Origin of the sequence: Methanosarcina sp. DH2, assembly GCF_020804225.1 — an archaeon.
GTDB lineage: Archaea > Halobacteriota > Methanosarcinia > Methanosarcinales > Methanosarcinaceae > Methanosarcina.
The window spans coordinates 14,844-36,397 of record NZ_WJBI01000011.1 but is presented as its reverse complement, the minus strand read 5'-3'; the positions used below and the strand labels follow the sequence as shown (position 1 = coordinate 36,397).

The window sequence follows — 21,554 nt, the reverse complement described above, 5'->3', positions numbered from 1 at the left end:
ATAATCTAAATTATTCAATTTATTATTTTTAGAGTCGAGGAATATATCTGGGTTAAAACCCATATGTCCTTAGCCTTTCATTTATATTTCAACACTTTATGTAGGTATGTAAGCGTTTTTGTCAAAAAGCTGCATTTTTGAAGAGTTACCGGATATAAAGTGTTCCACTCTCCACATGTAGTATAAATTATTTTATAAGTATCAGCGTGTTTTTTAATTACTTTCTCAAGGATCTCATAGTAATCATCTGGGAGCGGACCGTTTATTAGCTTAAACTTTTTTTTATTGACTGCTCCTTTGGATAAATGGTAAATCTCCATTGGAAGCACATAAACTCCAAATCCTCTTTCTTTAGCACTGAGACAATAGTCTACTGCATACAAGTGCCACCCATCACAGGTCTTTTCGTCAAATTGGAGAACATCAAAAGTAGATCTTGGTACTATTACCAGGCACTCGTCAAGTGTTTGTACAGGCTCTGGCTTTTGTATTCTGTTTCCCCATGACCATGCTTCTGGAGGTTCTCCGTGTTTTATAATATTTCGTCCTCGTTTCTGATTAGAACTCCCGATTTCACTCATGCCAACTATCCCGGCAATCCCAAAACTACCAGTGGAATCAAGAAATTTCTCTGTATCTTCAAGCCAGGAATTTGGAAGAAAACTCACATCTTGATGGGCAAACATTATGTATTTATTCCTGGCCTTATTTCCACCAAAGTTAAGAGCTGCAGCTGCGGATTTGAATTCATTTGAAGTATTATCGATCCCGATAAGCTCAAATTCTGCAGTTTGATTCTTCAGACTTTTGAGCAGAAAATCGTTAAATATTTTTTCATCGTTATAAACACAAACAACCGAGATCATTATTTCAACCACATTTTAAAATCTTCTTCTGAAATTGATCTTTTAGCTTGAATTTCTGCCCTTTTAGAGATTACGATAGGAAAATTTCTCAGAGCATCCAGATTCCCTTTAATCAGAGATTTAATTAAACTGAATTTTTTATTTCTGGTTAAACTTATTAATGAGAAAAAGGTGGAACGAACTTTTGAAATAAAAAATAGCATAATGGTCTTCATAGGTAAATTCTTAATAACATAATAGTAGGAGTTTCGTTCAAGAAGATACCTCTTAAAGGGAGAGTCATTTCCAAGGGTTGCGGAATGTATGTGATATATCACAGCTTGAGGGATACAGGCACTTTTCCATCCGAATAACCTTGCACGTATAGCAAGGTCAACATCTTCATAATAAGCAAAAAAATCTTCATCAAAGAGACCTATCTGACCTAGCATTTTTGCCCTATACAGAGCGGCACCTGCACACACCCCAAATACTTCTGTAATCTGATCATACTGACCGAGATCTTTTTCGTTATGACCTTCCTGTGCTGCTCCTCCGTACCTGTCAATAGAAATCCCGACTGCATCAATCATATCGGGATTGATTAACGACAATATCTTTGGCTGGCAAGAGCCTATTTTTTCATCGGACTCTAAAGCCTCTACGAGTTTTTCCAGCCAATCGGGTTTTACTATTGTATCGTTATTCAGCAAAGAAATGTACTTACTTTTCTCTTTTATTAAAACTTCTCTTATGGCTACATTATTTCCTTCAGCGAATCCTAAATTTGTCCTATTTTCAATAAGTTTGATCCCGGGATAATTATCTTTGAAATATTTTGTAGACCCATCTGTAGATCCATTGTCAACTACTATAGTTTCATAGTTAGAGTAAGTTGTTAGCTTAAGTGCTTCAAGGCAATTTATGGTATTTTCCTTGCCATTCCAGTTAAGGATGATAATGCTAACTCTAGGGTAGTTCATATTTACCTTCCCAATGCTTGATTAAATAAATTAATATCCTCTTTTTCAAAACCATTTATAATGTACAGGACAATGAAGTATAGAATTGCTGCAGACAAAATTAACAGTATAAATGAATAATCCCGGAAAAATAGTATAAATATGCCCATGAAAATCCCTGCAATTAACGACTTAAAAATAACATCCGAGAATAAAAAAGATAAATCCTGTACCCTGTGTATCCTGTTTATCATTAGTAATCCTACAACAAGCTCTGTGCAAACAGTCGCAATGGCAGCTCCATTATAGCTAAGCAATGGAATTAAAATAAAATTTAAAACAACATTCAAAATTGCTCCCATGAAGGTAAGAATCATAAGCATCCTTTGTTTGTTTGTGGAAGTTAAGTAGGTTGCAGGAGTATAATTAATAAAGCTCAATACACTCGCCCATATTAGAATCTGCAAAGCAATAACCGAAGGTGTATACTCTGAGCCATATATAGATAGAATAATATTTTCTGCCAGAAGAGTAGTTCCTATACCAATGGGAATCGCAAGTATCGTTAAAAATTTAAATGATTTTTTAAAAGCAAATTCAAGGGATTCTTTTGAGCTAATATGAAATTTAGAGAATACAGGATACATGGTACTCATAAGGACTGCAGGAATGAAGCCAAGAGCATCTATTAACCTGTAAGATGCTGCGTACCACCCAACTACAGTATCTCCGTCCATTGTCGAAAGCATTACCATATCTACTTTAAAATAAATTACAACAAAAACACTATTTAACCAGAAAGGTATTGATTCTAAGATTGTCTGCTTCCAGAAGATCCAATCAATCTTTAAACTTGGAATTGTAAATTTCCAGAGACAAAAAATGAAGCTGTATACAAGGATAATCACGTTTACAATAAGATAAATGAATGCAAAATAAATTAAATCAAAATTATGTTTTACTGCAAAAAAAATCCCTATCAACATTAGTGTACTATTTAGAATCATACCAATGGATTGGTACTCAAATCTTTCAAATGCTTGAAAAATAGAATTAAACGTTTGAGTGAAGCTTGTCGCAATATTAGATAGTGTAATTAAATAAATTACCTTTATTGTCTGTTCTGAATAACCAAGAATATTTGTTACAGTTGCAACAACTCCAAAAGTAACTATTGCTAATATGACTTTTATGAAAAAAATATTTCCAAGATACTTAGGAGCCAGGGACTGATTACGTGAGACTTCTCTTGCCATTAATGAACTTAATCCAATATCTCCTAAAAGCCCGATAATTATGCTCAGAGACAGCGCGAGACTTAATACTCCTAAATCTTCAGCCCCAAGATATCGGGCCATATAAACAAAATAAAAGAAGCCAAAAACTAGATTTACTATTTGACCGGAAAGTAAGAATAAACTGTTCCTGGCTATCTTTCTAACTGTAGTCAATGAGTTTTACTCCAGATTTTTGTTTTTATTATATTTCTGGATCAATACCCCTGCTCTTAACAGACTTTCAAAAGTTCCGGCATCACTCCAGAAGCCGTCCAGAATACGGTACTCCATAGTTCCATTGTTAACAAAATAATTATTCACATCAGTGATCTCAAGTTCTCCTCGTGCAGAAGGCTTTAAGGCTTTAACCACTTTGAACACATTATTGCTATAGATATAAAGGCCTGTAACTGCAAAACTGCTTTTAGGCTCCCGAGGTTTCTCCTGGATTCCTGCTACTTTATCGCCTTTCAGCTCCGCAACTCCAAACCTGTGGGCGTCCGGGACTTCCTTCAGGAAGATCTTGGCACCGCCTGTAAAGTTTGAGACATCAATTTTAATGTTATCCTGGAAAATATTATCTCCAAGAATTACAGCCACGTCCTCTTCATCGGCAAAACTCTCAGCAAGACCTAAAGCCTGTGCGATCCCTCCGGCTTCTTCCTGAATTTCATATGTGAACTTAACCCCAAGATCTGCTCCCGAACCCAGAAGCTCAAGAAAGTGCCCTGCATGGCCCCTACCAGATACGATCATTATCTCCTTGATCCCTGCGTTAATAAGGGTCTGGATGGGATAAAATATCATTGGCTTATCATAGACTGGCAAAAGATGTTTATTTGTAACCTTAGTAAGGGGATAGAGCCTGCTGCCCGTACCGCCTGCAAGTATCACGCCTTTCATGTATTTTTCTCCTTCATATAAGCTTTGAGTGCCGCTTTCCAGTGCCTCATGGGTTCGGTTTTAGTGTTTGTAAGAACAGAATACTTTGGACGTTTTGCTTTTCTTGGAAACTCTTCACTTGTGCACGGAACAACGTTATCTATAATTGCAGATGCAAACTCATACCAGGAACATACACCTTCGTTCGTTAAATGATATATCCCTGCTTCAAGTTCAAGAACATCCATGATTTTATTTGCAAGGTCTATTGTATAGGTGGGTTTTCCGAACTGGTCATTTACTACCTTAACTTTATCCATCTGAGGAGACAGTTTCAGCATCGTCTCTACGAAATTTTTTCCGTGAGTGCCAAAAAGCCAGGAAATCCTGATAATCCTGTAGTCACCTGTGTTTTCGGTAATTTCCTGTTCCCCAAGAAGTTTTGATTGACCATATACGTTGATGGGATTTGGAGTGTCAGATTCTATGTACTCATGTCTGGACCCGTCGAATACATAATCAGTACTGAAATGTACAAGTGTCGCCCCTATACTACTGCAAGCTTCGGCAATATGCCCGGGCCCATATCCGTTGACCTGAAACGCCAGTTCCTGATTATCCTCACAGCCGTCAACATCAGTATAAGCAGCAGCATTTATAACAAGGTCCGGTTTTATTCTTTGAATAGACTCTAAAACCTGTTCTTTGTTTGTTATATCAAGCTCCCTGTGAGTCAGTTTGACAGCATCAGGAAACACTTTGCAAAGATCGAAGCCGAGCATCCCGCTTGAGCCAATGATCAGTGTCTTAATGGCTCCCACCACCATCGATTTTCAACATACCATTGGACTGTTTGCCCAAGAGCAGTATCAAAGTCGTATTTCGGTTTCCAACCCATCTTCTCAAGTTTGCTGCCGTCAAGGGAATACCGGAAGTCGTGTCCTTTTCGATCCTCCACATATTCAATTGAAGATTCATCTTTGCCAAGCATTTTTAGAAGGCGATGAGTTATTTCGAGATTAGTTAGTTCGTTTCCGCCATCGATGTTATAGATTTCTCCATTACTTCCATTGTGCAGGACAAAATCTATTGCAGAACAGTGGTCTTCAACATATATCCAGTCCCGGATATTCAGACCTGTACCGTACACTGGAACTTTTTTCCCTTCCATTAATCGGCTGATGAAAAAAGGAATCAATTTTTCAGGATACTGATAAGGCCCGAAATTGTTTGTACATCTGGTAATGCATACTGGCAGCCCGTAAGTTGTGTAGTAGGACATTGCAAGAAGATCTGAGCCGGCTTTGCTTGAAGAATAAGGGCTTGAAGGGTTCAGGTTGTCTGTTTCGGTAAAAGAACCTTTTTTTATACTACCGTATACCTCATCAGTTGAAACATGGATAAATTTTCTGACGTCGTTTGCAAGTGCACTCTGGAGAAGAGTGTTTGTACCGAGCACATTTGTCCTGACGAAAACCGAGCCATCTTCAATTGAACGGTCAACGTGGCTTTCGGCTGCGAAATGAACTGCACGATCTACGTTTTTCATTACCTCATTCACAATTACAGAGTCGCAGATATCTCCTTTGACAAAAGAATAATTCGGATTATTCTCAATATCTTTAAGATTAGCTGGATTCCCGGCATATGTTAGTTTGTCAAGATTTATAATCCGATAATTAGGATACTTTTTCAGCATATAACGGATGAAATTGCTGCCTATAAATCCGCAGCCTCCTGTTACCAGCAGTTTCGTTCAGGTCACCTCTGCAAATCATACGTAACAATATTATACAAACTGTTTTAAAAGATAAAATTTGTGTATTAAAAATTCATCCTGGCTTTTTCAAATTTGGAAAGTAGTCCGTCTTTAGAAGAAACTTTTAGATCCTCATCCTTTACTTTCCAATTAATATTCAACGAAGAATCATTGAAAACGATTCCTGCCTCAGCTTCTGGATGGTAGTATTCATCACACTTGTATGCAAAGACTGCGGTTTCACTCAGTACGGAAAATCCATGGGCAAAACCCTTTGGAATAAGAAATTGCCTCTTGTTTTCATCTGAAAGTTCAACTCCAACCCAGTTCCCGAAGGAGGGAGAGCTTTTCCTTAGGTCTACGGCAACATCGTATACCTTCCCCTGCAAGACCCTTACGAGTTTCGCCTGACTGAAAGGCGCCAGTTGATAGTGCAGCCCGCGAATCACCCCATAAGAGGACTTTGACTCATTGTCCTGAACAAAGGTGTATACACTTCCAATAAGAGAATCAAGTTTCATTTTATTGTAACTCTCAAAAAAGTAGCCCCTATCATCCCCAAAAACTTCAGGTTCGAGTATGAAGAGGTCATTTATTTCAGTACTTATTATCTTCATACCTTTTCCTCAGCTTCTCCCATATACATCATCAAACCTGACAATATCTCCTTCATCCACAAGCTCTCCTAATTGCACCTCAATAATTTCAAGAGGGACTTTTCCGGGATTCGACAGCCTGTGCTTTTGTCCGGCTCTGATATATGTGCTTTCCCCGGGTCTCAGGAAAAATTGCTCCCCATCCACCTGTACGCATGCCATACCTTTTACGACCACCCAGTGTTCACTCCTGTGGTAGTGCAGTTGCAGGCTTAACTTGTGATCCGAGAGTACAGTTATATTCTTTATCTTATGACCGGGAGAGGCATCAAGTAGTGTATATGAGCCCCAGGGCCGATAGACTGTTTGCCCTACAAATGCCCTTTCATCTTTCCTGACCTTCAGCTCGGAGACTATTTCCTTTACTTTCTGGCTGCTGGACTTGGGACATATTAACAGGGCATCACTCGTATCAACAACAACCATATCTTTAACATCGATCAGGGAAACGATTTTACCGCATTTAGAATATACCAGATTTCCATCAGAGTTAAGAAGCACCGGGTCACATTCATGGATCACATTTCCTACTGAATCCTTTTCCAGCTCATCATAAATTGCCGCAAAGTTTCCAAGATCACTCCACTTCTGGTCCAGCTTTACAACAGCGACCCTATCGGACTTTTCCATTATGCCATAGTCAATGGAAACCTTATCAACACATGCATAAATCTCATTAATATTGTCCCCTTTCTCAAAACAGGCAAAAACCGTAGGCGCATGTTTTTTGACTTCTTCAAAGAAGAGCCGCGTCTCAAAGAGAAACATTCCGCTATTCCAGAGACAGCCCTCTTCAATGTATATTTGCGCGGTTTCAAAATCAGGTTTTTCTCTGAATTCCGAAACCCTGTAACCAGGCTCGCAGGACTCTGAGGATTTAATGTATCCGTATCCCGTATGAGGAAATGTGGGAACAACCCCGAAAGTCACCAGATAATCCGAAGCCAGTTTTTCAGCTGAAGAGATCGTTGCCATTGCAGTTCTGTCAAGCACATGGTCTGAGGAGAATACCCCTACAATTGAATCCCCGAATTTTTTTTCAATCTCTTTCATTCCAAAGAAAATTGCAGGAAGCGTGTTCTTGCCTTCAGGCTCGATCAGAACATTCTCAAGAGGAATTGGATATCCTATCTCTTTGATCTGCCCAATTACGAAAAATTTCTGAGCTTCATTCGTTACAACAAAAATCTCAGAAATATCTGAAACCTCAAGACATCGAAGCACAGTCTCTTGAAAAAGTGATGTGTCCCCGAATTTTAAAAATTGTTTGGGATACATTTCCCGGCTGAGAGGCCAGAGTCTCGTCCCTGAGCCACCTGCAAGAATTATCGACTTAATTCTGTCATCTCCTTTAGGTGTTTGATAAAATATATCTAATCTAGTATAACCCACTCTATATTAATACATAGATTGTTTTGAAGTAACGAAATTTTTGAAGTAATTTATTGAAACAAATATACTAACTAAATACACTTTAAACCAGATACACATATCTGAAAATATAATTTTTCAAGCAATATATAAAGAAGCCTTTAAATAAGCTTTTTCCGGGAAGTTTATTAAATAAAAAGTGAATTTAAAATTTTCCGGGTTTGCTAAGTATATTTGATGCCTGTTTAAAAGTGCCATATTTTGTTTGCTTTCAGTTTTTGATCGTCTAGGGTCAAGTAGTTGATATTTTGACACTATATTTTATCCTGTGCAGTTGAAGATTGATCCTTAATATGATCAAAGCCGATAGTCCATGCTGCGCACGACGTCTATAAAGAAAGGTTAAAAGATACCATTAAGGTTGCACTGTAGTAATATCAACCGACTAGCTATGGATCACCAAATTTAGTTTTACTTTGCTTTATTCGCTCCACTTTATTACTCTATATCTGTTTATTTTACTTTTCGTTTTTTCCATAATCATTTCCTCCCCAACCCATTACCCTCTTTACGATAAACGCTGTAAGGCCAAATACTAGTAAAGCAAACCCAAAAAGGGTAACCGTAATTGGACGCTCTCTATTCTGAAAAGCTTGAGGACGCCGGATAAGAGGCATGTAGTCAATATTACCCTCTCCCAGATCGTAGGACGAATCACAGAAACCATTATCGTCCAGGTCTTCGATAACACACAGGGCAGTACTTTCAGGGCCGGTCCAGTAATTTCCACCGAGATATGAGCCTCCTACAATATTGATTCCTCTCTTCATACTCATATTCCAGGCATTTTCCAGGTTGGTTCCTTTATAGCCAACATTTTCAGAGTTCTGAAAATAGTTATCGTAAATGAGGTTTTTACTGCTATTTGAGAGCATAAGGCCGTATTCTGTGTTGAAATGCAAAAGATTTCCTTTTAATTGATTTCCATCAGAAGCTTCAAGGAAAATTCCATTCAAACTGTTCATTTTTACTTTATTATTTATAATCCAGTTGTCCTCTGAGGTATTGAGGAAGATCCCCACCTCATTTTCGGAGACATCATTCAGATTCAACATATTAGTAGTAGAAGAGTCGAGATAAATTCCCAGGCGATTACTGGAAAGATTATTGTTGCTTACCATAATTCCCTGTGCATTCTCCAGATAAATGCCAGCTTTCTGAGCATCGTTAGCGCCATTTATGGAAAAGCCGCTTATAGTTACGTTATTTGCAGTTACATGAAATACATGATCACCGGGGTCTTTTGCCGTAACAATATTTTTTTCAGGTATTCCGGAGATAGAGCGAACTGAGATTTCTTTATCAAGATATATATTCTCCATGTAAAGCCCGTTATACACATAAACCGTATCTCCAGCCTTTGCTGCGTTCACAGCCTCCTGAATAGAAGAAAAATCCTTATTTTCATCACTCCCCACAGTAATCCTTCTGGCAGCTGCAGAGCCTGAGCTGAGCAACAGAAGTATAAAACCTATTGTAAAACAGATTTTTACGGCTCTTATAGTATTCAGCAGTATCACCTCAAAGAGACCGACTCCTGCTACCCTGTACCCCATCTTCAGGAGGGTCCCTGAATTCGGAAGATCAAACCCGAAATATTCAGACCATTAAAAATAATAATTGAATAGTAATATAAATAGATTGATGGATATAGTTATTGAAGCAGAGTTTCTGAGGAATCTTGCTGACAAAACTCTTTTCATCAAATCTGCTTTATTAAAAGAAATAAGTGACTGCAGTTTGAAAAGGAAGCAAGAAGTTGAAAAATCTCACTTTAACATCCTCTTCCTATACTTTCACTCATACTTTCTTCCTATACTTTCACTCATACTTTCTTCCTATACGTTCACTCATACCTTCTCCCCATATGTCATTCGTATCTTTTTTTTATACCCAGGCTTTTAATTTCAGGCTTTCGACTGGCAGACCTCCGTATTGCCTTTTACTTATATCCGCATCTTCAGCCAGGATTTCAACCGAAAACCCTGCCTTTTTTAAAAGCCTTAGATACTCCTCTTTTAACACAGCACCAGCGACACAGCCTGCAAGCAGACCAGTATCGTTTTTAAGGTCTTCGGGTAAATCAGCCAGAAGGACCATATCCGAAACATACATCCTGCCTTCGGGCTTCAGAACTCGAAATGCTTCCCTGAAAACTTTTTCTTTATCCGGCGCCAGGTTAATCACGCAGTTGCTAATAATAACATCCACAGAACTGTCATCAATAGGAAGATCTTCAATATCTCCATGGCGGAACTCAACATTAGAATAGCCATACTCTCGGGCGTTGGCCTGTGCTTTTTCAATCATTTCAGGAGTCATATCAACTCCGATGACTTTGCCTGAGATTCCGACCCTCTGTGCAGCAAGAAAACAATCAAATCCCGCACCTGAACCCAGATCCAGGACAATGTCTCCAGGTTTCAGTTCCGCAAAAGCAGTAGGGTTGCCACAGCCAAGGCCAAGGTTTGCATCCGGGACAGCCTGAACATCAGCTTCCGAATAGCCAAGAGACCTGGAAAGGTCTACTGGACCCGAATCACCGCAGCACCCGCCGCCAGAACAGCAGGAGCCCCCTAAAGTTGCAATTTCCTGATACTTCTTTTTGATAATTTCTTTTTTCTCAGTGTCATCCATTCTTTTATCCCATTCCTTATTGTTCGTATCTTCCTTTTTTACCTTAAATTTATTTTCTGTTATCCTTAGCTAGCTTTACCCTCAGCTGATCGTTAGTTCCTTCTTTAGGATGTTGTTAATTCAGATTTAGGTCTTATCTGTAGAACACACTCTGGAAAAATGTTGCTTATCACAACAGGGTTTTATATCCCGGATTCCAAGAGATAAAAGCAAGCAATTGGTCTCCTCGTTTTTGATGCTGTAGATGATGTTTCTTCCCTGTTTTTCGTACTTTAAAATTCCAGCTTCAACAAGAACCTTCAAGTGCTTTGAAACTGTAGTCTGGTCCTTTTTTGTAAGGGAAGAAAAGTCACAGGCGCAATAACTGTGTTCCAGCAGGTAAGAAAGGATAGTAAGCCGTGTCTCATCTCCGAGAGCTTTAAAGAACTTTACTTTACTATCAATCATAAGTATATGAATATATGCGCATATATCCATATATATTTAATGGAAAGCTGCCGGAAGGGATTTGGGCAGACATAAAAACATGCACTTAACGGGATTATCGGGATAAATCGATAAAGAAGGATATTTTAAATCAACCAGAAGTAAAGAGCTAAAAAATAGAATGAAATGAGATCATAGGTAAAATCAAAGGATAAAAGAGAAATTAAAGAATAAAGAATAAAGGATAAAAAATTAAAAAAATCAAATTACGTGCGGCCACCCCACCCTAAATGATGGAGCATGCTTCGGGCTGTGCTTCAGGCTGTGCTTCAGGCTGTGTTCGGGCTGCCAGCTCGGTTTCAAGGGAATAGTTAAGCATCCCTTAAACAAGGTTTCCTTAAAATAAATGATTGAAACTCTGCTTTCGGTTTCCTATCCGACTCCCTGTCATTTTGCAAAGAAAAGATGATTTAAATGTTTAAACCGAAACTAAAAAGAGGCGGGGTTCACTTCATCCCCGATATGAAAAACGAGGTATTCGTGACTCTCCACGCTCTCGTAGTAATAAGGTAAGAATAAAAGCCTGTTTACTTGCACGTGTCAAGAAGGCCTTTCTTTTTACCTCCTCTCTGTTCAGAGGGATGTATAGGCTCAACTTTAGCTTCTTCGTCATCTCCCCGTTCTTCCTTAAGAAGTGTTTTTCTCTCTTCTTCATCGTATTTTTCACAACTTACCAGAGGCTTTTTTTTGCCTCCGTGCTCTTTCTCCACCGGATTTACAGGCTCAACACCAATTTCCTCGGTCATAGAATAAACCCCTATATATTCTATTACTTATTTCAGCACAAAAAAATAGAAAGGAATTAAGTTATTTACAGGTGTCAAGAAGTGATCTTTTCTTGCCACCCCTTGCTTCGGACGGATGGATAGGGTCAACGTCTGCGACCTCTTCTCCTTCTTTCTTTTCCAGCTTTTCTCCCTGTTCCCCTTCTCTTCGTTCTTCCGGCATAATCCAACTCCTTTTATAGTTTGTATATTATGAACAGATTCGTTTCAGAAGTTTCATTTCGTAAATCCATATTGTCTTTGTATTTTGCCCTCAAAAAGGAAATTAACCTATTCTGCCAGTAAATCATCAGAATGAATTATTCCTTTCTTCAGGATTTTAAGACCTGTAGCTTCAGCTATAGCTATCGTTTGAAGTACCTTTGTTTCACCCCTCCTTTACACCAATCCAACCCACGGATCAGCCGAGTTTGGGAATTTACCCTTAAATTTATTACACCCTCTAGATTTATTAAATTTTTGTAGATAGGTTAAAAGGATCTGAAGAAGTTTCGTTCCTATTCGATAAATTTGTCAAAAAAACAGGCATTTATGATTAAACTAAAAAGGTAATGAAGACCAGGTAGAATAACTAAAATTATTTGGGAGAATATATATCCCATTAATCAGTATAAGGGGAACGTCCATGCGAAAACGCAGAAGGACAGGAACCCGCATAAAGCTAAGTTACATTTAAATTTACCCTATCATTTGTTCAGAAGATATGCTTTTACTCAGGAAAATGTGATCTCATGGCATATAGAATACTGGAAAAGGAAGAAATTGCTCCATCGGTACACAGAATGATAATAGATGCCCCTGATGTGGCAAAGGCTGCAAAAGCCGGACAGTTCATAATCCTCAGGATTGATGAAAGGGGGGAAAGAGTTCCTCTTACAATTGCGGATTTTGAGAGAGAGGCAGGCACGGTTACTGTAATTTATCAGGAAATGGGCAAGACCACAAAACAGCTTGCAAAGCTTTCTGCAGGCGATTCCCTTGAAGATTTTGTCGGACCCCTTGGTACTCCTGCTGATGTCAGAAAACTCGGTACTATAATTCTTGTAGGAGGAGGAGTAGGAGTTGCCCCTATCTACCCCCAGGCGAAGGCTTATGTGAATGCAGGCAACAAGGTAATTTCAATTATAGGAGCCCGAAATAAAGACCTCCTGATTCTTGAAAATGAAATGGAGAAAGCCAGTTCCGAACTGTACATAGCAACCGATGACGGGTCAAAAGGGCACCATGGGTTTGTAACCGATATCATGAAAAGGATTCTGGACAGCGGTGAAAAGGTTGCAAGAGTTGTAATTATCGGACCCCCAATCATGATGAAAGTAGGGGCAGGGGTTGCGTTCCCCTATGATGTTGAAATCCTGGTCAGCCTCAATTCCATAATGGTGGACGGAACAGGGATGTGCGGAGGCTGCAGAGTTACAGTCAATGGAAAAACAAAGTTCACATGCGTTGACGGGCCTGAGTTTGATGCCCGTGAGGTTGATTTTGTCCAGCTCATGAACAGGCTCGCAATGTACCGCGGCGAAGAAGGAAAAGCTGTGGAAAAGTATGAAGAGGAATGCAGGTGCGGACTGCACTGAGAAGGAGGGGATGAAAAAATGCAAGAACTACACGGAGAAAAAACAGGAAAAGTAAAGAAAGAAAGAACCCCGATGCCAGAGCAGCCTGCCGAAGAGCGCAGAAATAACTTTAATGAAGTAACTCTCGGATACACGAAAGAAGATGCCCTAGTAGAAGCTTCCAGATGCCTCGCCTGTAAAGACCCGAAGTGTGTTGAGGGCTGCCCCGTGAATGTGGATATTCCGGGCTTTATCCAGCTGGTCTGTGAGGAAAATTTTGAGGGGGCAATCGAGAGGATCAAAGCCACAAACGCCCTCCCTGCAATCTGCGGCCGCGTCTGCCCCCAGGAAGCCCAGTGCGAAGCCAGCTGCGTACTCGGGAAGAAAGGCCAGCCTGTTGCAATAGGAAGGCTTGAGCGTTTCTGCGCGGACTATGAGCGCGAAAAGGGTGTGAAGGCTCCTGAAGCTATGCCTCCTACCGGCAAAAAGGTAGCAGTAGTGGGCTCCGGTCCTGCGGGGCTTACTGCCGCAGCAGACCTTGCAAAGCTTGGTCACAAAGTAACGATCTTTGAGTCCCTGCACAAAGCCGGAGGAGTTCTGAGTTACGGCATCCCGGAGTTCAGGCTGCCAAAAGGGATTGTGCGGCAGGAAGTAGAGTACATTGAAAAGCTCGGTGTAGAGGTCAAGCCCAATTATATCATAGGCAGGATCAAAACCCTGGACGAACTCTGCGACGACTTCGATGCCGTTTTCCTGGGCACGGGCGCAGGGCTCCCGAACTTCATGGGAATAGAAGGCGAAAACTTAAATGGCGTCTATTCCGCAAACGAATTCCTGACCCGCGTAAACCTCATGAAAGCCTATGACCCCGAATATGACACCATGGTCAGGCGCGGCAAGCATGTTGTGGTTGTGGGAGGCGGAAATGTGGCAATGGACGCAGCCCGCTCCGCCCTCCGCCTGGGCGCAAAAGATGTAAGTATAGTCTACCGCCGCGGAGAAGACGAGATGCCTGCCCGCCGCGAAGAAATCGAGCATGCTAAAGAAGAAGGCATTACCTTCAGGCTCCTTACAAACCCTGTCCGCATCCTCGGAGACGAGAAATTCAATGTTACAGGCGTCGAATGCATAAAAATGGAGCTTGGCGAGCCCGATAAATCCGGCAGGAGAAGCCCTGTCCCTGTAGAAGGTTCGGAATTCCTTATACCTGCGGACGTTGTGGTTATTGCGATCGGGACTTCTCCGAACCCGATAATTTTCAAGGGCTCAGAAGGTCTTGAGCAGAACAAACGGGGCACTGTAGTTGCCGACGAAGAGACCGGGGCAACCTCCAAGTGCGGAGTTTTTGCTGGTGGAGATGTGGTAACAGGCGCAGCAACCGTAATCAGTGCAATGGGTGCAGGCAAAAAGGCGGCAAAGGCAATTGATGAGTATTTGAAAGAAAAGTGAAGAAAATAGTGGAAATAAATAGAGTATGGGGATAAAAGAAAAACTAAAAATTACTTTTATTTCGTTTCTTTTATCCCGACTTTTTGTGATGTTTTTTGCAACCTTTTCGTAATATTTTTATGAACAGCTTACTCAAAAGCCAGAAAGCTTATTAAATTCTTTTTGCGCCTGAGAATAGCGGCCTTTCTCCATATACCTGCAACCTGCTTCAAAATGCGGCAAGTCTTTTTGCATCTGCATCAGAAGCCCACACATTTCAATAGCTCCCACAGAAACCTCTGAATACTCCGAATCTTTCAATTTCTCCAAAACCTTTTGAGATTCAGAAAATTTATTGGAAGCTTTTTCAAATTCATCGGCGGCTTTATCCCATTTCTCAGCGTCACCATATTCTATTCCTTTTAAAAGACATTCGTACCCGTCCATATATGGATACATTCCACTAATCATCTTTTTGATTTCCACGTGCATAGTTTCGCTGGTTTCCATGTCGTCTCTTAACAGAATAATAGAGCTTTTCTGCTCTACAGGCACCGAATTGGGATCGATCGTAAAGACCTTTTCTTTTGCCGAACTTAATGAAACCGCAGAATCATTCAAAGCTTCATTCGTTTTGTCAAGTTCTTTTTTACTCAAGTTAAATTCTTCTGAATACATGTACGCAAAAGACTTATCAAAATGTTCCATTGCAATAAGCAGACTCTCCAGGGAGGAAACCCTGTCCAGACCACTTTCAGCTAAAGTTTTGTATCTCTCAATTTCCTGATTTTCCTCTTCGTAATCCGAAGAAGTATCGTTAAGGATCTTTAAAGCCTCTTCGAAGTCTATTTTTGAAGCTTTTAGACTCGTTTTTGCCGTAGTATAGGTACCAGACTCTATATCTTGCCTTATAGATACAATTCTGCTTTCAGCACTATTGATAAGTAAAAAAGAAGTATCAATTTCTTCCGCAGCAGAAAGCTTATTCTCTACCTCTGCAGCAGAAACTTCGTTCTCCACACATCCAGAAAAAAACATTACCAATACAAGCCCTAGAAGAACAAGACCACTCTTGCCCATGACTATTTTCTTCCTTATCCCCGTATTTCTCAACCCCCAACTAAAATACTAAAGAAAATTAAAGTTGTATATTCATGCTTTCTACAATAAGTGATTAATTCAAGTAAATTCAGAACCTTCCATTTGAAAAACCTATTTTTGCTAATAATAATTAATTCAGATTTAATGATGATAAAGTTTACTAAATATATGGTTTGTCGAACACATATAATCTAGTAAAATAATAAAAAGAAGAGTAGATAAAATAAATTAATAAATGAAATAAATTAAAAAGAGAGGACAAAGTCAAAGGTCAAAGACTATTCTCAAAATTACAATCAACACAATGATTAAAAAAAGAGTCCACACAAGAGGCAAAAGAATCCGAAGCAGAAAATATATTATTATTGCTATGAGAATTAACTGAACTAAGGAAATTTTTCTTCTCCCTGCACGTAGAAAGCGACGATTTAACCTATGAGCCATGCTGTAGACCTTCCAGACTTCTTTTATTAGATATATTTATCTCTTTTCTCTTTTTATATTTTTTGCCCGTCGAGGACAGCATTTTCAGAAAGATTTCATGAAATTAACCCGAAGCGGCTCTACAATATTAACAAAAGAAATCGAAATCATTAATAAGAATACAAAAAATGAAGCAGGAATTAAGCCCCTAAGTTTTTCAATAAATATCACATAAACTTGCAAAAGCTCAACAGAAAAATTAGCAACAGGTCTGCTGGGAATCGAACCCAGGTTCGAAGCTCCGGAGGCTCCAGTGATATCCGCTACACTACAGACCTTCATTTTGAAAAACTTATGATCGATTAACTGACTCATAAAGCTGTCATCAGTTAACTGGCTCTTTATAGAGCTAAATAGCTTATAAATTTAATCCTCAACGAAATTATAAATGTCCTCAAAGAAAACGATTCGAACAAACATTCGTCAGGCCAACTTATAAATTCCTAAGTTTTACGTTGAGTTCAGGATATTTCGTTCTGAAGTCAGGATATTTTTGTTTTGAATTCAGGATATTTTTCGCATCTAATTCATGCCCTCATTCTTCCCATTTCTGCCCGTACTCTTCTTCAAATGCCAGTTCCGAAAGGGCTTTACGTGTGGAAGTACGTTTTCCCGGAGCAGGTTCTCCAATGGCAATCACAGCCATGAGTTCGAGTTTAGATGGGCAATTAAGGATTGAATTAACCTTTTCATGCTGGTTTAAGATCTCTCCGAGCCAGACTGTGCCCAGGCCAAGCCCACAGCAGGCAAGGAGCATATTCTGGATAGAAGCCCCTATTGCCTGGACATCTTTTGTCCTGTTGTACGAGTGTTCCGTATCCAGGAAAGCTGCGATAAGCAGAGGGGCTCCTGAGACAATACTGGAATAATGCGTGCATTCAGAGAGCTCGTGGATAATTTTCGGGTCCCTGACAACTGCAAAGCGCCAGGGCTGGTTGTTCAACCCGGAGGGAGCCCAGCGGCCTGCATTAAGGATTATGTTGATTTCGTCCTTGCCGATGGGTCTGTCCGTAAACTCCCGGACACTTCGTCTGTTGAGGATTGTGTCAATGACTTTACTTTCTCCTGTTACTGGCATATTTTCTCTCCGGATTGGATTTTCAATTTCAGGTTTATGAACTTTCTGATAGAAGATTGAAATCAAGTTATTAAGTGTTACCGGCAAGCAGGAAGCAATTAAATCTGTGCAACCCCGAAAAAGACAGAAAAAACACTAATCTGAAAAGCAAGTATAGAAAAAAGCCTGGAGAAATCCAGAAATCCAGAAAAATTTCAGAAAAGGCCAAAAAATTAGAAGAAACCGAAAAAGACTAGAAGAGACCGAAAAAGACTAGAAGAAACTAGAAGAAACCAGAAAAAATAAGTCTCCAGGCCATCTGACCGGCCTGGCCTGAAACTGAAAAAAATAACTTAAGACTCAGTCGTCATCAATCTTCTTATTGAGCCAGGGGATATTTGCCCGGATTTCCTTGCCGACAATCTCAAGTGGGTGTTCCTTTTCCTGGCGCTCCATGGCTTTAAGTACAGGATGATTGACCATGCCTTCGAGGACGAACTCTTTTGCGAACTCGCCGTTCTGGATCCTTTCAAGGGCCACGTACATGGCTTCGCGGGATTCCTCATTGATGATTCTCGGGCCAACGGTCATGCCACCGTATTCGGCAGTGTTGGAGACAGAGTGCCACATCCTCTCAAGCCCGCCTTCGTAGATAAGGTCAACAATGAGTTTGACTTCATGACAGGTTTCGAAGTAAGCCATTTCAGGCTGGTACCCTGCTTCCACAAGCACCTCAAAAGCCGTCTTGATAAGCGCGGAAATCCCTCCGCAGAGGTCAACCTGTTCTCCGAAAAGGTCGGTTTCAGTTTCTTCACGGAAGGTGGTTTCGTAAACTCCTGCTCTGGTTGCGCCGATACCCTTGGCGTAAGAAAGAGCAAGGTCCCTTGCTTTTCCGGTTGCGTCCTGATAAACTGCAATCAGACCAGGCACTCCTATACCTTCTGTGTATGTTCTCCTGACAATGTGTCCGGGACCTTTGGGAGCAACCATGAAAACGTCCACATCTTTTGGGGGCACTATCTGGTTGTAGTGGATATTGAAGCCGTGAGCAAAAACAAGGGCGTTGCCGGCTTTCAAGTTGGGCTCGATCTGGGAATAGTAAACAGATGACTGTTTTTCGTCAGGCAGGAGGATCATGATAACGTCTGCAGCTTTTGCAGCTTCTTCGACAGTCATGACCTTCAGGCCATCAGATTCGGCTTTGGTCCAGCTGGAACTGCCTTTCCTGAGCCCAACAACGACATTAAGCCCGGATTCGTGAAGGTTTCTGGCATGTGCATGTCCCTGGCTTCCATATCCCATTATTGCAATGGTCTTATCCTTAAGTGCATTAAAAGTGGTTTCGTTGTCATAAATTATCGTTGCCATTATTTGATTCTCCTGATTGATTTTACTGATTGATTTTATTGATTGATTTTATTGATTGATTTTATTGATTGATTTTATTGATTGATTTTATTGATTGATTTTACTGACTAATTTTACAGATTGATTACCTGTAAATTCTTTAATTTTTTAATTAAAATTCCCTGTATTATTCGGGGGAGTATCCGGACTTACAAACACAGATACTTCCCGAGAATTAAATTGATTTTTGAAAAATTGCTGTCTCTGGATCCTGGCGAGCTTTTGAAGTGAAAGAGAGGCCGGAAACCCGGAGTGTTTTTAAGAAGACCTTTAGGATTTGAAAAGGCTTCCGGCTGCCCCAATCTGTGAAAAATAATTGCGCAGCTACCTCTCTTTACCTGCCCTTAATATTTAAACCTTCTTTGACCCGCGGACCATTGCAATTTTGCCTGTCCTGACAAGCTCCTTGATCCCGAACTGGCGGAGAAGTTTTTCGATTGCCTGGATCTTGCTCTCGTCACCTGTCACCTCAACGGTCATGGATTTTGAGGCAACATCCACTATTCTGGCCCTGAAGATATTTGCAATCTGGATAATCTCTCCCCTTGTGTTCGCATCAGCTGAGACCTTGATAAGGGCAAGTTCCCGCTCAACCGCTTCATCGCCTCCGATATCCGAGACCTTGATGACATCTATGAGCTTGTTGAGCTGCTTTGTTACCTGTTCGAGCACATGGTCGTCTCCATGAACCACAATGGTGATTCTCGAGATATCAGGATCTTCAGTAACTCCCACAGCCAGGCTGTCGATATTATATCCGCGCCTTGAGAAAAGCGAAGCCACCCTGGAGAGCACACCTGACTTATTTTCCACAAGAACTGCAAGTGTATGTTTCATCAGTGTTCCTCCAGGTCAATGATCTCATTAATTGCAGCTCCTGCCGGGACCATCGGATAAACATTGGCTTCACACTCGACAATCACTTCGACAACAGCCGGCCTTCCGGACCTGATAGCCTCTTCAATTGCAGGCCTGACTTCGGACGGCTTCTCTGCACGCAGCCCGAGAGCCCCGTAGGCTTCAGCAAGTTTTACGAAGTCAACACTGCCCTTGATAAAGGTGCAGGAATACCTGCGGTCGTAGAAGAGTTCCTGCCACTGCCTGACCATGCCCAGATAACCGTTATTCAGGATCACGGAAATAACAGGGATATCATTCTGAACCACAGTTGCGAGTTCCTGAGAGTTCATCTGGAAAGAGCCATCACCTGCGATATTTATAACGGTCTTATCCGGCCTGCCGACCTTGGCTCCTATGGCTGCTGGGAACCCATATCCCATTGTGCCAAGCCCACCTGAAGTCAGGAAGGTTCGAGGCGTACTGTATTTGAAGAACTGGGCAGCCCACATCTGGTGCTGTCCAACTTCTGTAACTATGATTGCATCTTTGCATGCTTCGGATATCTGCTCGACAACAAACTGGGGCATTACGACATCCTCGGACACCTGCCTGTAGCCAAGAGGATATTCCTTTTTCCACTGGTTTATCTTTTCAATCCATTCCGCGGAGTTGCAGCGCTGGATGTATTTAATCAGGGACTTGAGCACCTGCTTTGCGTCCCCGACAATCGGTACATGTACCTTTACATTCTTGGAGATCTCGGCAGGGTCAACATCAATATGGATAATCCTGGCGTTGGGGGCAAAAGATTCAAGTTTACCTGTTACGCGGTCATCAAACCTTGCTCCCACAGCAATGATAAGATCGGATTCCTGAATTGCATAGTTTGCATATTTGCACCCATGCATTCCCAGCATTCCGACGTAGAGAGGATGTTCAGTCGGGATAGAGCTTATGCCCATAAGAGTGGTGGTAACCGGAGCCAGGATAGTCTCAGCCAGCTCAACGAGTTCTGCACTCGCATTCGAACTTATCACTCCACCTCCTGCATAGATTATGGGCCTGCAGGAGTTTGCAATTTCTTCGGCGGCTCGTTTAATCTGCTGGGTATTACCTTTATAAGTTGGCTTATAGCCCCTAAGCTCCACCTTGTCAGGATAGTGTAAGTCGATCTCTATATTCTGTACATCCTTTGGAAGGTCAATTAATACCGGGCCAGGCCTTCCGGTGGATGCTATATGGAAGGCTTCTTTTACAATCCTCGGGATTTCTGCTGGATCCTGTACGAGATAGTTATGCTTGGTAATTGGCTGAGTAATGCCAGTAATATCTGCTTCCTGGAAAGCATCGTTTCCGATAAGGGATCTTGGTACCTGGCCGGTTAAGGCTACAATCGGCACTGAATCCATATATGCGGTAGCAATACCTGTTACCAGGTTGGTTGCTCCGGGACCTGAAGTAGAAACACAGACCCCGGTCTTTCCAGTAGCACGGGCGTACCCGTCCGCAGCATGAGCTGCTGCCTGTTCGTGGCGTACAAGTATGTGGCGCAGATCTGAATCATAGAGTTCGTTGTAGAAAGGAATGATCTGCCCTCCGGGGTATCCGAAGAGAGTGTCAACTCCTTCATTTTCAAGGCACTTTATTAGAGCCTTTGCACCGTTAACTTTTTCTGTTGACCCGGTTGTCATTATTTATCTCCTTATTTATCTCTTGAGATGTCTAACTGGATACTCACATTCCAGGTGAGTACTTTTCCAGTTAAAGGTGTGTTTAAGAAATACTTTTTTATCTCTCACACTCACATTTTTTTCTTCGCGAATTTCGCAAATACATCATAATCAATCATGTTATATATGGATGAGGGTTTCTCCGGGTTTTCAGAGTGCCAGAGATCCCCTATTTCAAAAATTTCTTCAAACCGAAAAAAAGAGAGGACAGATAGTCCTCCTGAGAAACTTT

Annotated in this window: 20 protein-coding genes and 1 tRNA gene; 2 read left to right on the top strand and 19 right to left on the bottom strand. The window is 41.0% G+C overall.

Translation table 11 applies throughout. From position 1 onward, the window contains the following. Positions 1–77: 77 nt before the first annotated feature. From FXV91_RS12820 to FXV91_RS12760, 13 genes are all read right to left on the bottom strand, one after another. The gene (locus FXV91_RS12820; RefSeq protein WP_229390989.1) at positions 78–878 is read right to left on the bottom strand and encodes a glycosyltransferase; all 801 of its coding nucleotides are present in this window, start codon (positions 876–878) and stop codon (positions 78–80) included. Beyond that, the gene (locus FXV91_RS12815) at positions 866–1,828 is read right to left on the bottom strand and encodes a glycosyltransferase family 2 protein (protein WP_229390988.1); all 963 of its coding nucleotides are present in this window, start codon (positions 1,826–1,828) and stop codon (positions 866–868) included. The genes FXV91_RS12820 and FXV91_RS12815 overlap by 13 nt, the downstream gene beginning before the upstream one ends. A gap of 2 nt (positions 1,829–1,830) precedes the next feature. After that, the gene (locus tag FXV91_RS12810; protein WP_229390987.1) at positions 1,831–3,258 is read right to left on the bottom strand and encodes a flippase; all 1,428 of its coding nucleotides are present in this window, start codon (positions 3,256–3,258) and stop codon (positions 1,831–1,833) included. A 6-nt stretch (positions 3,259–3,264) separates the two neighbouring features. Then, positions 3,265–3,987 (bottom strand): sugar phosphate nucleotidyltransferase, encoded by a 723-nt coding sequence (locus FXV91_RS12805; protein WP_229390986.1) that lies wholly within the window; start codon positions 3,985–3,987, stop codon positions 3,265–3,267. Continuing rightward, positions 3,984–4,793, bottom strand: coding sequence for a dTDP-4-dehydrorhamnose reductase (gene rfbD / locus FXV91_RS12800; protein WP_229390985.1), 810 nt, complete (start codon positions 4,791–4,793; stop codon positions 3,984–3,986). The genes FXV91_RS12805 and rfbD overlap by 4 nt, the downstream gene beginning before the upstream one ends. Then, complete coding sequence (gene rfbB / locus FXV91_RS12795; protein ID WP_229390984.1) at positions 4,766–5,665, bottom strand: dTDP-glucose 4,6-dehydratase; 900 nt, start codon at positions 5,663–5,665, stop codon at positions 4,766–4,768. The genes rfbD and rfbB overlap by 28 nt, the downstream gene beginning before the upstream one ends. Positions 5,666–5,790: 125 nt before the next feature. Beyond that, complete coding sequence (rfbC, locus tag FXV91_RS12790; RefSeq protein WP_229390983.1) at positions 5,791–6,342, bottom strand: dTDP-4-dehydrorhamnose 3,5-epimerase; 552 nt, start codon at positions 6,340–6,342, stop codon at positions 5,791–5,793. A gap of 9 nt (positions 6,343–6,351) precedes the next feature. Beyond that, a complete protein-coding gene (locus FXV91_RS12785; protein ID WP_345945515.1) occupies positions 6,352–7,719 on the bottom strand; it encodes a mannose-1-phosphate guanylyltransferase/mannose-6-phosphate isomerase in 1,368 nt (455 codons plus the stop codon). 551 nt (positions 7,720–8,270) lie between these two features. Continuing rightward, the gene (locus tag FXV91_RS12780; RefSeq protein WP_229390982.1) at positions 8,271–9,368 is read right to left on the bottom strand and encodes a NosD domain-containing protein; all 1,098 of its coding nucleotides are present in this window, start codon (positions 9,366–9,368) and stop codon (positions 8,271–8,273) included. A gap of 331 nt (positions 9,369–9,699) precedes the next feature. Further along, complete coding sequence (locus FXV91_RS12775; protein WP_229390981.1) at positions 9,700–10,449, bottom strand: arsenite methyltransferase; 750 nt, start codon at positions 10,447–10,449, stop codon at positions 9,700–9,702. A 126-nt stretch (positions 10,450–10,575) separates the two neighbouring features. Further along, a complete protein-coding gene (locus FXV91_RS12770; protein WP_229390980.1) occupies positions 10,576–10,896 on the bottom strand; it encodes a metalloregulator ArsR/SmtB family transcription factor in 321 nt (106 codons plus the stop codon). 566 nt (positions 10,897–11,462) lie between these two features. Beyond that, positions 11,463–11,681, bottom strand: a complete 219-nt coding sequence (locus FXV91_RS12765; RefSeq protein ID WP_229390979.1) for a hypothetical protein — start codon at positions 11,679–11,681, stop codon at positions 11,463–11,465. 61 nt (positions 11,682–11,742) lie between these two features. Then, a complete protein-coding gene (locus FXV91_RS12760; protein ID WP_229390978.1) occupies positions 11,743–11,883 on the bottom strand; it encodes a hypothetical protein in 141 nt (46 codons plus the stop codon). Positions 11,884–12,451: 568 nt separating this feature from the next. Between FXV91_RS12760 and FXV91_RS12755 the strand changes: the two genes are divergently transcribed. After that, a complete protein-coding gene (locus FXV91_RS12755) occupies positions 12,452–13,297 on the top strand; it encodes a sulfide/dihydroorotate dehydrogenase-like FAD/NAD-binding protein (RefSeq protein WP_229390977.1) in 846 nt (281 codons plus the stop codon). Positions 13,298–13,315: 18 nt separating this feature from the next. After that, complete coding sequence (gene gltA / locus FXV91_RS12750) at positions 13,316–14,725, top strand: NADPH-dependent glutamate synthase (RefSeq protein ID WP_229390976.1); 1,410 nt, start codon at positions 13,316–13,318, stop codon at positions 14,723–14,725. 132 nt (positions 14,726–14,857) lie between these two features. Here the strand turns inward: gltA and FXV91_RS12745 are convergent, their stop codons facing one another. The 6 genes from FXV91_RS12745 to FXV91_RS12720 form a co-directional block, all read right to left on the bottom strand. Next, positions 14,858–15,784, bottom strand: coding sequence for a hypothetical protein (locus FXV91_RS12745; protein ID WP_229390975.1), 927 nt, complete (start codon positions 15,782–15,784; stop codon positions 14,858–14,860). A 710-nt stretch (positions 15,785–16,494) separates the two neighbouring features. After that, positions 16,495–16,566, bottom strand: a tRNA-Arg gene (locus tag FXV91_RS12740). 257 nt (positions 16,567–16,823) lie between these two features. Further along, positions 16,824–17,366, bottom strand: coding sequence for a nitroreductase (locus tag FXV91_RS12735; protein WP_229390974.1), 543 nt, complete (start codon positions 17,364–17,366; stop codon positions 16,824–16,826). A 339-nt stretch (positions 17,367–17,705) separates the two neighbouring features. Further along, positions 17,706–18,713, bottom strand: a complete 1,008-nt coding sequence (ilvC, locus tag FXV91_RS12730) for a ketol-acid reductoisomerase (RefSeq protein WP_229390973.1) — start codon at positions 18,711–18,713, stop codon at positions 17,706–17,708. A 390-nt stretch (positions 18,714–19,103) separates the two neighbouring features. Then, positions 19,104–19,589, bottom strand: coding sequence for an acetolactate synthase small subunit (gene ilvN / locus FXV91_RS12725; protein ID WP_229390972.1), 486 nt, complete (start codon positions 19,587–19,589; stop codon positions 19,104–19,106). Then, positions 19,589–21,283, bottom strand: a complete 1,695-nt coding sequence (locus FXV91_RS12720) for an acetolactate synthase large subunit (protein WP_229390971.1) — start codon at positions 21,281–21,283, stop codon at positions 19,589–19,591. Before FXV91_RS12720 ends, ilvN begins: the two co-directional genes overlap by 1 nt. Positions 21,284–21,554 lie beyond the last annotated feature (271 nt).